A 14,094-nucleotide genomic window follows, 5' to 3' on the forward strand; every position below is an offset into this window, starting at 1 on the left:
CTCGGGCGGCCGGCTCAGACGCTGGGACGGATCGACCCGGCGGCGGACCGCGCCCTGTCTCGGGCGACCTGTACGTCGTCGGCGCTGGCCACGATGACGCCCAGGCGCCGCCCCGGGTGGGCCTCAGGCTTACCGAAGAGCCGCAGGTCCACGCCCTCCTGCGCGAGCGCCTCGTCAAGTCCCGCGAAGCGCACGCCCTCGCCCGGCGCGGACTCCCCCGTCGCCTTGACGGTCACCGAGGCGCTGGGGGAGCGCAGCGTCGTGTCCACGGGCAGGCCCAGCAGGGCGCGGGCGTGCAACTCGAACTCGCTCAGGCGCTGGCTCGCCAGCGTCACCAGGCCGGTGTCATGGGGGCGCGGGGAGACCTCGGAGAAGAGGACGTCGCGCCCGCAGATGAACAGCTCCACCCCGAACAGGCCCCAGCCGCCCAGCGCCGCGGTCACGCACTCGGCCACCTGGTGGGCCCGCTCCAGGGCCACCGGGCTCAGGTGCTGCGGCTGCCAGGACTCCACATAGTCCCCGTCGACCTGCCGGTGCCCGATCGGCTCGCAGAAGCTCGTCACCGTCTCTCCGGTACCCGGGTCGCGCCAGCGCACCGTGAGCAGGGTGATCTCGGTGTCGAAACGCACGAAACCCTCCACGATGACCCGGCCCCGGTCGACCCGCCCGTCGGCCGCCGCGTAGCGCCAGGCCGCCTCCAGGTCCTGCGGCCCGCGCACCACCGACTGGCCGTGGCCCGACGAGGACATGACCGGCTTGACCAGGCAAGGGAAACCCACCTGCTGGGCGCCCGCTGCCAGCTCCTCCTGGCTGGAGGCGAAGGCGTAGGGACTGGTTGCCAGCCCCAGCTCCTCGGCGGCCAGGCGTCGGATGCCCTCGCGGTTCATCGTCAGCTGTACCGCACGGGCGGTCGGCACCACCCGCACCTCACCGGCCTCCTCCAGGCCCGCCAGGGCATCGGTGGCCAGCGCCTCGATCTCGGGGACGACGATGGCGGCGCCGCTGGCGCGGATGGCGGCCGTCAGAGCCTTGGGGTCGCTCATGTCCACCGTCAGGGTGTTGTGCGCCACCTGCTGGGCCGGAGCCCCCTCATAGCGGTCGATCGCCGTGACCTCCACCCCCAGACGGGTCAGAGCGATCGCCACCTCCTTGCCGATCTCACCGGCACCCAGCAAGGCCACCTTCGTCGCGCTGCTGGTCCAGGGTGTACCCAGCACCGGAGCTGCGGGTCGGTGCATCGCAGTCTCCTGGGGCGCGCACTGGGGCGAATGGGCGTGGTCGGACATGGGGGAGGAGCTCATGGGGCCTCCTGGTATCTGGCGCCGAGAACCGGCGGCAGTGAGTACTGGCAACGATGAAACGCTACCGGTAAACCGACGTCGGCGACGGGCGGAGCGAGCTGGACATGCGATGCTTGGGACATGCATGACGAGCGCCGCCCTCAGTCCTCCTCCGGCAAGCGCCAGCGGCTTCAGGACACGGTTCCCATTGAGATCCCCGCCCTCGATGAGGCGACTCCTCCGGTTCCCCCGGCAGAACGCCCCGAGATGATCATTGTCACGGGCATGTCCGGGGCGGGGCGCTCGCGCGCGGCCAACGCGCTGGAGGACCTCGACTGGTACGTCGTGGACAACCTGCCGCCCCAGCTGCTGCCGGCCCTGTCGGGAATGATGACGACAGTCGGCGCCGGGGTACACCGGCTGGCCGCGGTGGTAGACGTGCGCAGTCGCGAGTTCTTCTCCCACTTCATGGACTATCTGCGCAAGGTCCGCGACAATGGCACCGACGTGAGGCTCATCTTCCTGGACGCCTCCGACGCCGTCCTGGTCCGACGCTTCGAGTCCTCCCGCCGACCCCACCCGTTGCAGGGCAGTGGCTCCGTCCTCGACGGGATCGAGCACGAGCGCACTCTCCTGGGGGGCTTGCGTGGCGTGGCCGACAGCGTCATCGACACCTCCAACTACTCCGTCCACGACCTCGCCCGGCGCGTGCGCGAGCTCGTGGCGCACGAGTCCGACCTGGCCCTGCGCATCAACGTCATGTCCTTCGGGTTCAAGTACGGCATCCCCCTGGACGCCGACCACGTCCTGGACGTGCGCTTCATCCCCAACCCCTACTGGGTCTCCGAGCTGCGCCACCTCACCGGACGCGACGCACCGGTGGCCGACTACGTCTTCGCCCAGAAGGGGGCGGCGGCCTTCGTCGACGGGTACGCCGACCTGCTCATCCCCGCGCTCCCGCAGTACGTTGATGAGCTCAAGCCTCACGTCACCCTGGCTGTGGGCTGCACCGGTGGCAAGCACCGTTCCGTGGCCTCGGCGGAGAGGCTCGGGGCCAGGTTGAGGCGGGCGGGTTTCGAGGTCGTTGTCCAGCACCGCGATCTGGGACGGGAGTAGGCAGTGGGAACAACGATCGATGCGGCGGGCTGGCCCCGTCGCGGTGAGGAAGGACCGGCCGTCGTCGCCCTGGGAGGTGGGCACGGGCTGTCCGCCACGCTGCGGGCGCTGCGCCACGTCACCCACCGGCTGACCGCCGTCGTCACTGTCGCCGACGACGGAGGCTCCTCGGGACGCCTGCGCCGGGAGTTCGACTGCCTGCCGCCAGGAGACCTGAGAATGGCGTTGGCGTCGCTGTGCGAGGACTCCGAGTGGGGACTCACCTGGCGGGATGTGCTTCAGCACCGTTTCGAGGGGCAGGGAGAGCTCGACAATCACGCCCTGGGGAACCTGCTCATCCTGGCGCTGTGGCAGCTGCTGGGGGACGAGGTCGCCGGGCTCGACTGGGTGGGGCGCCTGCTGACGATTCACGGCCGCGTCGTGCCCATGTCCTCCTCACCCCTGGTTATTGAGGCTGACATCGTCTCCGGGGGGAACCGGCGCCGGGTCAGTGGGCAGGTGGCAGTGGCCTCGGCCCGCGGGCGTCTGGAGAACGTGGTGATGGTTCCCGAGGACGCCGACGCCCACCCCGAGGCGCTGCGCGCCATCGATGAGGCGGACTGGGTGGTCCTAGGGCCCGGCTCCTGGTACACCTCAGTGCTCCCGCACCTCATCCTGCCGTCCATGCGTCGCGCGCTGGTGAACACCTCGGCCCGTAAGGTCGTGGTCCTCAACCTCTCCGCTCAGCAGGGCGAGACCGACGGGATGACCATCGCCGATCATCTACGGGTCCTGAACCAGTACGCGCCCGACCTGCGCCTGGACGTGGTGCTGGCCGACCCCTCCACCGTTGAGGACGTCTCCGACCTTGAAGCCGTTGCCGCAACCATGGGGGCCACGGTCGTCCTGCGGCAGGTGCGCACCGGCGAGGCCCTGTGCCACCACGACCCGCTGCGCCTGGCAGCCGCCTTCCGGGACGCCTTCGAGGGAGCACTGGGAGACGTCACCGATCTCAGCGAACGTGATGACATGTGATGCTGGACTCATTGACGAGTCCTGCTGCCCGTGATCGTCCATAATTCTCCGCGGCCGCTTTCAGCCGGCTGCCGGGTGCTGCGGCTAGAAATTCTGCATTGATACGCCTCGGGCGCCGTTTGACAGCGCTTTGACGTCTCAGCCGCTTGGCCCGCTCCGTTCGAGCAGCGCCTCGCCTGCACCTAGGACGCCCTGGCAACGGCAGCGGCCTCCACCATGCCCCTAGACCCGAATCACGAACCCCGACCACGAGGAGCCCGCCCATGTCACTGACGGTCACCGTCAAGGATGAGCTTGCGCTCGTCGCCACCGAGAACGCCGCCCAACGACGGGCCGAGGTCTCCGCGATGCTGCGCTTCGCCGGAGGGCTCCATATCGTCTCCGGGCGCATCGTCGTCGAGGCCGAGCTCGATCACGGGGGAGCCGTGCGCCGGCTGCACCAGCACCTCAAGGAGCTCTACGGGATGGAGCCCGAGGTGATGGTGGTCCAGGGTGGTTCCCTGCACCGAGGATCTCGCTACGTGCTGCGCGTGACCAAGCGTGGTAAGGACCTGGCCCGGCTGTCCGGGCTGGTCGACGACCGGGGCCGGCCGGTACGGGGCATGCCGGTGGCCGTCATTCAAGGAGGGCGCAACGCTGCCGCCGCCGCATGGCGCGGAGCCTTCCTGGCCCGCGGATCCCTGACCGAGCCCGGCCGGTCCTCCTCCTTGGAGGTCACCTGTCCCGGCTCTGAGGCCGCACTTGCCCTGGTCGGGGCCGCGCGGCGCTTCGACATCTCCGCCAAGGCCCGTGAGGTGCGTGGGGCCGACCGCGTCGTCGTTCGCGACGGTGAGGCCATCGGCGTCCTCCTGGAGCGGATGGGTGCGCCGGAGGCCTTCAAGGTCTGGGCCGAGCGCCGATCCCGGCGCGAGTCGCGGGGCACCGCCAATCGGCTGGCCAACTTCGACGACGCCAACCTGCGCCGTTCGGCCCGCGCCGCCGTCGCCTCGGGGGCCCGCGTCGAGCGCGCCTTCGAGATCCTGGGGGACGACGTCCCCGCCCACCTGCTTCAGGCCGGCCGCCTGCGGGTCGCCCACAAGCAGGCCTCCTTGGAGGAGCTCGGGCAGCTCTCGGACCCGCAGCTGACCAAGGATGCCGTGGCCGGGCGTATCCGGCGCCTCCTGGCCATGGCGGACAAGCAGGCCCACGAGCTGGGCATCCCCGACACTGAGTCGGTTCTCACCCAGGAGATGCTCGAACCCTGAGCCCAGATAGGACCTCGGTCCTTGCCTCGGGGTGCCCGATGGTCTTTAGTCCCCCTCGGACTGGCTTGTGCATCACAGTGTTCGCCCGTGGCGTGGTCGGCGACTCCCAGCGCCCGCCCAGTGTGACTAGACTCGGCCGTGCCGGAGCCGATTCGGATATGAGCTGAAGAAGTTCCGGCAGCACACGCCATGTGTGAGAAGAGCCCAGCAACCGTGCGCCGCCAACCGGCGCACTAGGAGGACACAAAGTGACCACCCGCGTTGGTATTAACGGCTTCGGCCGGATCGGCCGCAACTTCTTCCGTGCCGCCCTCGAGCAGGGCGCCGACATCGAGGTTGTCGCCGTCAACGACCTGACGGACAACAAGACCCTGGCCCACCTGCTCAAGTACGACTCGATCCTCGGTCGTTTCGACGGCGAGGTCTCCTACGACGAGGATGGCATCACCGTCAACGGCAAGCACATCAAGGTGCTCGCTCAGCGCAACCCCGCCGACCTGCCCTGGGGCGACCTGGGCGTCGAGGTCGTCGTGGAGTCCACCGGCTTCTTCACCGACGGCGAGAAGGCCAAGGCCCACATTGACGGTGGTGCCAAGAAGGTTGTCATCTCCGCCCCCGCCAAGAACGTCGACGGCACCTTCGTCATGGGTGTCAACGAGGGCGACTACGACAACGCCACGATGAACATCGTGTCCAACGCCTCGTGCACCACCAACTGCCTCGCCCCCCTGGCCAAGGTTCTCCACGAGAACTTCGGCATCGAGCGCGGCATCATGACCACCATCCACTCCTACACGGGTGACCAGCGCGTCCTCGACGCCCCGCACAAGGACCTCCGCCGTGCTCGCGCCGCCGCCCTGAACATGATCCCCACCAAGACCGGTGCCGCCCAGGCCGTGGCCCTCGTCCTGCCCGCGCTCAAGGGCAAGTTCGACGGTCTGGCCGTGCGCGTCCCCACCCCGACCGGCTCGCTGACCGACCTGACCTTCGTCGCCGAGAAGGAGGTCTCCGTCGACGCCGTCAAGGCCGCCGTCAAGGCCGCCGCCGAGGGTGAGCTCAAGGGCGTTCTCGAGTACACCGAGGACCCGATCGTCTCCACCGACATCGTGGGCAACCCGCACACCTCGATCTTCGACGCCACCGAGACCAAGGTCATCGGCAACCTCGTCAAGGTCCTGTCCTGGTACGACAACGAGTGGGGCTACTCCAACGCCCTGGTCCGCCTGACCGCCCTGGTCGGCTCCAAGCTCGCCTGAGACCAGACCGAGAGCATGACTCTCTAGGAGACGGCGCCCGCGCCACGCTATGCGTGCGCGGGCGCCGTCCGTCCCACACCCACACCATCACCCACAACCGATGAGAGGCTTTATGAAGACCATCGAGTCCCTGGGCGACCTCAAGGGCAAGCGAGTCCTGGTCCGCTCCGACTTCAACGTGCCGCTGGACGCCGACAAGAACATCACTGACGACGGTCGTATCCAGGCTGCTCTGCCCACCCTGCGTACCCTGCTCGACGCCGGTGCCAAGGTGATCATCGCCGCCCACCTGGGACGCCCCAAGGGGCAGGTCAACCCCGACTACTCCCTGGCCCCTGTCGCCAAGCGCCTCGCCGAGGTCACCGGCGTCAAGGTCACCCTCGCCAAGGACACCGTGGGCGAGTCCGCCAAGGCCGCCGTCGCCGCAGCCGGTGACGGTGAGATCGTCCTGCTGGAGAACGTGCGCTTCAACGCCGCTGAGACCTCCAAGGACGACGCCGAGCGCGAGGCCTTCGCCGCCGAGCTCGCCGCCCTGGCCGACGTCTTCGTCTCCGACGGCTTCGGCGTCGTGCACCGCAAGCAGGCCTCCGTCTACGACGTGGCCAAGCTGCTGCCCGCCGCAGCCGGCCTGCTCGTCGTCAAGGAGATCGAGTCCCTGGGGCGCGCCGTCAACAACCCCGAGCGCCCCTACACCGTGGTGCTCGGCGGCTCCAAGGTCTCTGACAAGCTCGGCGTCATCTCCAACCTGCTGGGCAAGGCCGACCGTCTCCTCATCGGCGGCGGCATGGCCTACACCTTCCTGGCCGCTCAGGGCCACGAGGTGGGCACCTCCCTGCTGGAGAAGGACCAGATCGACACCGTCAAGGGCTATCTGGAGACCGCCAAGGCCAACGGCGTCGAGCTGCTGCTGCCCGTCGACACCGTCGTGGCCCCGACCTTCGCCGCGGACGCCCCCGCTACCGTGGTGCCTGCCGACGAGCTGCCCGCCGACCAGATGGGGCTGGACATCGGTCCTAAGACGCGACAGCTCTTCGCCGACGCCATCGCCACCTCCAAGACCGTGGTGTGGAACGGCCCCATGGGTGTCTTCGAGTTCCCTGCCTTCGCCGAGGGCACCAAGGCCGTGGCCAAGGCGATCTCCGAGTCCGACGCCTTCTCCGTCATCGGCGGTGGCGACTCCGCCGCGGCCGTGCGCACGCTCGGCTTCGATGAGGCCACGTTCTCCCACATCTCCACCGGCGGCGGCGCCTCCCTCGAGCTCCTCGAGGGCAAGACCCTGCCCGGTATCGCAGTGCTCAACGACTGAAGGAAGGCAACCCAGATGAGTAACCGCACCCCGCTCATGGCGGGAAACTGGAAGATGAACCTCGACCACCTCGAGGCCAATCACCTCGTCCAGGGCCTGGCGATGGAGCTCAGGGACCACGACCACGACTACACCAAGTGCGAGGTCCTTGTGATCCCGCCCTTCACGGACATCCGTACCGTTCAGACCATCGTCGAGGCCGACTCCCTGAACATCAAGTACGGCGCCCAGGACGTCTCCATCCACGACAACGGTGCCTACACCGGTGAGATCTCCACCGAGATGCTCACCAAGCTCGGCGTCAGCTACGTGGTCATGGGGCACTCCGAGCGTCGCGAGTACCACGGCGAGTCCGACGCCCTCGTGGGTGCCAAGGCCCGCAAGGTGCTCGACGCCGGGATGACCCCCATCCTGTGCTGCGGTGAGGCCCTCGAGATCCGCAAGGCCGGCACCCACGTCGACTTCGTCCTGGGGCAGATCCGCGCCGCCCTGGAGGGATGGAGCGGCGAGGACGTCGCCAAGATCGTCATCGCCTACGAGCCCATCTGGGCCATCGGCACCGGCGAGACCGCCACCGCCGAGGACGCCCAGGAGGTGTGCGGAGCGATCCGTGAGGCCCTGCGCGCCGACTACGGTGACGCTACGGCCGACGCCACCCGCATCCTCTACGGCGGCTCCGCCAAGCCCGGCAACATCAAGGAGCTCATGGCCCAGCCCGACGTCGACGGCGCACTCGTCGGCGGAGCCTCCCTCAAGGCGGACTCCTTCGCCGCCATGGCAGGCTTCTACGCCTGAGCGACCCGAGCCGCGACGAAGGAGCCGAGTGATCGTCTCCCCGTAGCGTCTCACCACTCACTGACAGGGTCCCGGACACCTCACACCTCGAGGTGTCCGGGACCCTGTGCGTTGCAGGTAGACTGCCACGCGGACAGGTGGGGGCGCGGACCCTGTCGGGAGTCGCGCCGGACCCAGCCGGAGCGTGAGGCCCCCGCAGCAAGACTGAACCAACAACGAAGGGAACGTGACGTGAACGTAGTGCGTATCGTCCTTCAGGTGCTGCTCGTCCTCTCGAGCTTCTTCCTCATCATGTCGATCCTCCTGCACAAGGGCAAGGGCGGCGGTCTGTCGGACATGTTCGGAGGCGGTATCTCCTCCTCGGCCGGGTCCTCCGGCGTGGCCGAGCGCAACCTCGACCGCATCACGGTGACGGTGGCCGTCATCTGGACGATCACGATCGTCGGGCTCGGCCTGGTCGCCAAGCTCGGCTGAGCATCGGCGGATCCGACGAGCACTGCGCACACGACGGAGCCGACCGTCGATACCACCCCCGATCCGCGTGGCGACGTCCTGGACCGGGGGCTGCGCGGTTACCTCGCCCACCTGCGTGTTGAGCGAGGGCTGAGCCCCCACACCCTGAGCGCATACGAGCGCGACCTCGGCCGCTACCTGCGTTATCTGAGAAGCGCAGGCATCTCATCCCCGCAGGAGGTCAGCCGCAACGACGTCGCCGGCTTCCTGGAGGTCCTGCGCTCCGGCTCCGACGGAGCCCGCCCACTGGCGTCGTCGTCGGCATCCAGAACCGTCACGGCCGTGCGCGGTTGGCACAAGTTCCTCCTGGCCGAGGGCACCACCACCGAGGACCCCTCGGCCACCGTGCGCCCGCCCCAGCCCGGAAGACGCCTGCCCAAGGCCTTAGGGATCGATGAGGTCCGCCGCCTCCTGGAGGCCGCAGGCGTTGACGACTCCCCGGTGAGCCTGCGCGACCGGGCGCTGCTGGAGGTCCTCTACGCCACCGGCGCCCGCATCTCCGAGGCGGTGGGGCTCGTCGTCGACGATCTCGACACCGGCTCCCGGCTGCTGAGGCTGTTCGGCAAGGGACGCAAGGAACGCGTGGTCCCCATGGGGACCTACGCCTGGGAGGCGCTGGACGCCTACCTGGTACGAGGCCGGCCGATCCTGGCTGAGAAGGGCAGGGGAGTGCCGCAGGTCTTTCTCAACACCCTGGGCAGGCCCCTGAGTCGGCAGAGCGCCTGGGCCGTCCTGCAACAGGCCGCTGAACGGGCCGGGCTCATCGGGACGGACTGCGCCGACGAGCGACGCATCTCCCCCCACACCCTGCGCCACTCCTTCGCCACGCATCTGCTGGCGGGAGGGGCGGACGTGCGTGTCGTCCAGGAGATGCTCGGACACGCCTCGGTCACCACCACCCAGATCTACACGAAGGTCACCGTCGACCACCTGCGGGAGGTCTACGCCACCAGTCACCCGCGGGCTCTGGCGTGATCGCTGAGCCCATTGCCGCAGGCCGTGCTCCCGGTCCAAACCTGAGTGCGCACCCGGTCGCGCCTGAAAGCAGGATCCTGTCAGGGCTGTTCTCTGGCGTGTCCCGTCTGAACTGGGCGATGTCGGTCGGCTTTCGACTAGGCTGGGCGACGTGAATGACTCCATCCAGCCAGGCCTGATCGACAACCCCGGCACCGACGAGAGCGAGGAGAAGGACTTCCCCGTTCCCGCGCCGCTGGAGTCGCACGGACCCGCTCGGGTCATCTCCATGTGCAACCAGAAGGGCGGCGTCGGAAAGACCACGACGACGATCAACCTCGGCGCGGCGCTGGCCGAGCTGGGGCGCAAGGTCCTCATCGTCGACTTCGACCCCCAGGGAGCGGCCTCGGCCGGCCTGGGCATCAACGCTCACGAGCTCGACTCCACCATCTATGACCTGCTCGTCGCCAGCCGTCCGGACATCCGCACGGTCATCCACGAGACCACAGTGGAGGGACTGGACATCGTCCCGGCCAACATTGACCTGTCTGCAGCTGAGGTCCAGCTCGTCAACGAGGTTGCCCGCGAGCAGGCCCTCAAGCGGGTGCTGCGTCCGGTTCTCGACGAGTACGACGTGATCCTTGTGGACTGTCAGCCCTCGCTCGGACTGCTGACCATCAACGCCCTGACCGCCTCCCACGGCGTCATCATCCCGCTGGAGACCGAGTTCTTCGCCCTGCGCGGAGTGGCGCTCCTGGTCGAGACCGTCGAGCGCGTCAAGGACCGTCTCAACGCCACCCTGGAGATTGACGGCATCCTCGCCACCATGGTGGACTCCCGCACCCTGCACTCACGAGAGGTGCTCGAGCGCCTGGAGCAGGCCTTCGGCGAGCAGCTCTTCGACACGCGCATCCGGCGCACGATCAAGTTCCCGGACGCTTCCGTGGCCAATGAGCCGATCACCAGCTACGCGCCCTCCCACCCCGGCGCGGACGCCTACCGCCGGCTGGCCCGTGAGGTCATCGCCCGCGGCGATGTCGCCTGAGCCGGAGGAGCAGGCGCCGCCCCGGCTGCCCGGATTCAGTGTCACGCTGCCCCAGTTCGAGGGGCCCTTCGACCTGCTTCTGAGCCTTATTGCCCGCAAGCGGCTCGACGTTACCGAGCTGGCGCTGGCCGAGGTGACCGACGACTTCATCGCCCACATGCGCTCGGACTGGGACCTGGGGCGCGCATCGGAGTTCATCGTCGTGGCTTCCACCCTCCTGGCTCTCAAGGCCCATCGCCTTCTGCCCCACGACGAGGACGAGGAGGAGCCCGACCTCGAGCTGCTCGAAGCCCGTGACCTGCTCTTCGCCCGGCTCCTGCAGTACCGGGCCTTCAAGGAGGCCGCCGCGGCCTTCCGCCACCAGGCGGAGACCTCCGCACGCAGCCACCCCCGCATCGTCACCCTGGAACCGCATCTGGCGGCGCTACTGCCCAGGCTCGTGGCCACCATCACCCCCGAGGAGCTGACCCGGATGGCGGTGGGTGCCTTCACTCGGCCCACGGATCCGGGCGTCCAGACCGTCCACCTGCACGAGCGAGTACCGGTCGGTCAGCAGCTGAGCCTCATCGCCGGCAGGCTGCGCAGCCACGGAACCCTGACCTTCGCCCAGATCATTGAGGACGCCGAGCGCACCGCCGTCGTGGTGGCCCGGTTCCTCGCGCTGCTCATTCTCCACCGGCAGGGCAGCGCCGAGCTGGAGCAGATCGAGGCCATGGGCGAGATCACCGTGACCTGGTGCGGCGGCCAGGACGACCTGACCGGCATGATGACCTCTGAGAACCTCACTGAGCTCGAGGAGGAATTCGCATGAGCGAGGCCGCCGGGTCTCAGCTGCGCAGTGCTGCTGAGGCCATCCTCATCGTTGCCGACGAACCGGTGACCACCTCTGCGATCGCCGAGGCCCTCGGCATTGACGAGAGCGCCTGCGAGGAGCTGCTCGAGGAGCTGGCCGCCGAGTACCGCGGAGAGGTGCCCGGCGGCCGTGCTCACGGATTCCTCCTGCGACGGGCAGCAGGCGGGTGGCGCTTCGCCTCCGTGCCCGAGCATGCCGACCTCGTCGAGCAGTTCATCATCGGCGGCGCCACCGCACGCCTGAGCCAGGCCGCGCTGGAGACCCTGGCAGTCGTCGCCTACCGGCAGCCGGTCACCCGGGGACGCGTCGCCCAGATCCGCGGGGTCAATGTCGACGGCGTCATGCGCACCCTCCATGCCCGCGGTCTCATCGAGGAGGCCGGTGCCGAGACCTCCGGTGCGATCCTGTACCGGACCACGGGAGACTTCCTGGAGTACCTGGGAATCGACTCCCTGGACGAGCTGCCACCCCTGGCTCCCTACCTCCCCCGCGTCGAGGCGCTGGGGGAGATCGTCGAACAGGCCGATGAGATGGCCGGTAGGAGGACCCCATGACCCTGAGGAACCGCCACATCCGAACCGAGTCCGTGCCCCACAGCGACTTCGGGGCGCAGGAGTTCTACGACGAGGACGACCTCGAAGAGCTCGACGAGCAGGCTGACGCCGCCGATCTGGCCGCCTTCGACGCCCAGGCCATCGGTGAGGACGAGGAGTCCCGTCTGCTTCAGATGCGTGAGCGCGCCACCAAGGGCGGTCAGGACGACCCGCACGTCGCCTCCGGACAGCGGCTGCAGAAGGTCCTGGCCCACGCCGGGGTCGCCTCGCGCCGTGCCTGCGAGCAGCTCATCGCCGACGGCCGCGTCAGCGTCGACGGCATCACCGTCACCGAACCGGGCGTCAGGGTGGACCCGCTGGCCCAGGAAATCCGCCTCGACGGCAGCCGAATCCTCACCAACCCCGAGCTCATCACCCTCATGCTCCACAAGCCGGCCGGGGTGGTCACCACCATGGAGGACCCCGAGGGCAGACCGACCGTGGCCCAGTACGGACGCGACTACCTGGCCGAGCACCCCGAGCTGCCCGACTCGCTGCGCTTGGTGCACGTCGGCCGCCTCGACACCGAGACCGAGGGGCTGCTCCTGCTGTCCAACGACGGCGAGCTCTCCCACCGGCTCATGCACCCCAGCTTCGAGATCGCCAAGACCTATGTCGCCATCGTCGAGGGACAGGTCGAACCCTGGGTCCCGCGCAAGCTGCGCCGTGGCATCGAGCTGGAGGACGGTGAGGCCAAGGCGGACCGGGTCACCGTCAAGGACTCCGGGCCACGCGGTTCCATCGTCGAGATCACCCTCCACTCCGGCAAGAACCGCATCGTACGACGCATGCTGGACGCCGTCGGCCACCCGGTGACGCGCCTGGCGCGCACCAGACTCGGACCGCTGCGGCTGGGCAACCTGCACCCCGGCCAGACCCGCCTCCTCAGCGGTGAGGAGATCGCCGCGCTGCAGCAGGAGGTCGGGCTGTGAGCGCCCCCGAGCCGCGGGCGTCGGTGTCCACGCGCGGCCCGGTGCTCATCGTCGGTACGGGGCTGCTGGGCACCTCGCTCGCCCTGGCGCTGCGGGCGGCGGGTGTCGAGGTCCAGCTCGCCGACACCTCGCCCACCTCCCTGGCCCTGGCCCGAGACATGGGCGCGGGAGCGCTTCATGGCGAGGACAGCCCCGAGCCACAGGTCGTCGTCGTGGCCACGCCGCCCGACGTGACCGCCGACATCGTCGTCGCACAGCTGAGCGCCCACCCCAGTGCCGTGGTCACTGACGTCGCCTCCATCAAGGAACACGTCGTCAACGAAGTCCGGTCCCGGGCGGGTGCCGAGGCGCGCAGGTACGTCGGCTCCCACCCGATGGCAGGCCGGGAGCGTTCGGGCGCCGGTGCCGCCGACTCCGACCTCTTCGCCGGGCGCCCCTGGGTGGTTGTCGCTCAGGACTCCGATCCGCAGGCGGAGCTGGTCATCAGGAACCTGGCGGTCGATGTGGGCGCCACCCCGGTGCGCATGGGTGCGGCGGAGCACGATGCCGCCGTCGCCGCCGTCTCCCACGTGCCCCAGCTCGTCTCCTCACTCGTGGCCGCCCGGCTGGAGGAGCTGGGGGAGGGGGCCCTGGCCCTGTCGGGACAGGGACTCCGCGACGTCACGCGGATCGCGGCCTCCGACCCCCGGCTGTGGTCGGCCATCATCGTGGGCAATGCCGGGCCCGTGGTCGGCCTGCTGCGCCGGATCAGTGATGACCTGGGTGCACTGATCACGGGGATCGAAGCCGCCGTCTGCGATCCGGATCGCCCAGAGCACACAGCCCCAGGAGCGGCACGTGTGGTCGCTCCCGGGGCCGTCGGCGCGATCACCGACGTCATGACTCGGGGAAACATCGGTCGAGCACGCATCCCCGGCAAGCACGGCGGGGCGCCGCGCCGCTACACCGAGGTCCAGGTCCTGGTACCCGACGCCGCCGGCGAGCTGGGCAGGCTCTTCTCCGACGTCGGTGCCGCCGGTGTCAACATCGAGGACTTCTCCCTGGAGCACTCGGCCGGGCAGAGCGCCGGCATCGCCCTCATCTCCGTCCTCCCTGCGGCCGCCCTACGGCTGGAGGAGGCCCTGGACGCCCAGGGCTGGCGCGTCGTCGCGGGCTGAAACCGGTTCAATGTGCCGCGCAGGCCCGCCTGTGTC

At 69.2% G+C, this 14,094-nt stretch carries 14 protein-coding genes; 13 read left to right on the plus strand and 1 reads right to left on the minus strand.

Annotation, left to right across the window (positions count from 1 at the left end; genetic code table 11):
• Positions 1-14: 14 nt before the first annotated feature.
• Positions 15-1,301, minus strand: coding sequence for a formate-dependent phosphoribosylglycinamide formyltransferase (gene purT / locus HMPREF2883_RS03155; protein WP_070658937.1), 1,287 nt, complete (start codon positions 1,299-1,301; stop codon positions 15-17).
• A 120-nt stretch (positions 1,302-1,421) separates the two neighbouring features.
• Between purT and rapZ the strand changes: the two genes are divergently transcribed.
• The 13 genes from rapZ to HMPREF2883_RS03220 all read left to right on the plus strand — a co-directional run bounded on the left by rapZ (position 1,422) and on the right by HMPREF2883_RS03220 (position 14,058).
• Positions 1,422-2,396, plus strand: coding sequence for an RNase adapter RapZ (gene rapZ / locus HMPREF2883_RS03160; protein WP_070658938.1), 975 nt, complete (start codon positions 1,422-1,424; stop codon positions 2,394-2,396).
• 3 nt (positions 2,397-2,399) lie between these two features.
• Positions 2,400-3,410, plus strand: a complete 1,011-nt coding sequence (gene yvcK / locus HMPREF2883_RS03165) for a gluconeogenesis factor YvcK family protein (protein ID WP_070658939.1) — start codon at positions 2,400-2,402, stop codon at positions 3,408-3,410.
• Between the two features lie 263 nt (positions 3,411-3,673).
• On the plus strand, positions 3,674-4,654 hold the full coding sequence (gene whiA, locus HMPREF2883_RS03170; protein WP_070658940.1) for a DNA-binding protein WhiA: 981 nt from the start codon (positions 3,674-3,676) through the stop codon (positions 4,652-4,654).
• A gap of 248 nt (positions 4,655-4,902) precedes the next feature.
• Positions 4,903-5,910: a type I glyceraldehyde-3-phosphate dehydrogenase gene (gene gap, locus HMPREF2883_RS03175; RefSeq protein WP_070658941.1), complete on the plus strand. Its 1,008-nt coding sequence runs from the start codon at positions 4,903-4,905 to the stop codon at positions 5,908-5,910.
• Between the two features lie 112 nt (positions 5,911-6,022).
• Positions 6,023-7,216 (plus strand): phosphoglycerate kinase, encoded by a 1,194-nt coding sequence (pgk, locus tag HMPREF2883_RS03180; protein WP_070658942.1) that lies wholly within the window; start codon positions 6,023-6,025, stop codon positions 7,214-7,216.
• 15 nt (positions 7,217-7,231) lie between these two features.
• Positions 7,232-8,011, plus strand: coding sequence for a triose-phosphate isomerase (gene tpiA, locus HMPREF2883_RS03185; protein ID WP_070658943.1), 780 nt, complete (start codon positions 7,232-7,234; stop codon positions 8,009-8,011).
• A gap of 231 nt (positions 8,012-8,242) precedes the next feature.
• Positions 8,243-8,485, plus strand: coding sequence for a preprotein translocase subunit SecG (gene secG / locus HMPREF2883_RS03190; RefSeq protein WP_070658944.1), 243 nt, complete (start codon positions 8,243-8,245; stop codon positions 8,483-8,485).
• Positions 8,486-8,575: 90 nt separating this feature from the next.
• Entirely contained in the window at positions 8,576-9,499 is a 924-nt protein-coding gene (locus HMPREF2883_RS03195; RefSeq protein ID WP_070658945.1) for a site-specific tyrosine recombinase XerD, read from the plus strand.
• A gap of 151 nt (positions 9,500-9,650) precedes the next feature.
• Entirely contained in the window at positions 9,651-10,523 is an 873-nt protein-coding gene (locus HMPREF2883_RS03200; RefSeq protein ID WP_009406376.1) for a ParA family protein, read from the plus strand.
• A complete protein-coding gene (locus HMPREF2883_RS03205) occupies positions 10,513-11,334 on the plus strand; it encodes a segregation and condensation protein A (RefSeq protein WP_070658946.1) in 822 nt (273 codons plus the stop codon). The genes HMPREF2883_RS03200 and HMPREF2883_RS03205 overlap by 11 nt, the downstream gene beginning before the upstream one ends.
• Complete coding sequence (scpB, locus tag HMPREF2883_RS03210) at positions 11,331-11,930, plus strand: SMC-Scp complex subunit ScpB (RefSeq protein ID WP_070658947.1); 600 nt, start codon at positions 11,331-11,333, stop codon at positions 11,928-11,930. Before HMPREF2883_RS03205 ends, scpB begins: the two co-directional genes overlap by 4 nt.
• Positions 11,927-12,901, plus strand: a complete 975-nt coding sequence (locus HMPREF2883_RS03215) for a pseudouridine synthase (RefSeq protein ID WP_070658948.1) — start codon at positions 11,927-11,929, stop codon at positions 12,899-12,901. Before scpB ends, HMPREF2883_RS03215 begins: the two co-directional genes overlap by 4 nt.
• Positions 12,898-14,058: a prephenate dehydrogenase gene (locus tag HMPREF2883_RS03220; protein WP_070658949.1), complete on the plus strand. Its 1,161-nt coding sequence runs from the start codon at positions 12,898-12,900 to the stop codon at positions 14,056-14,058. The genes HMPREF2883_RS03215 and HMPREF2883_RS03220 overlap by 4 nt, the downstream gene beginning before the upstream one ends.
• Positions 14,059-14,094: the final 36 nt, after the last annotated feature.

It is taken from the genome of Actinomyces sp. HMSC075C01, assembly GCF_001812965.1.
GTDB lineage: Bacteria > Actinomycetota > Actinomycetes > Actinomycetales > Actinomycetaceae > Actinomyces > Actinomyces acetigenes.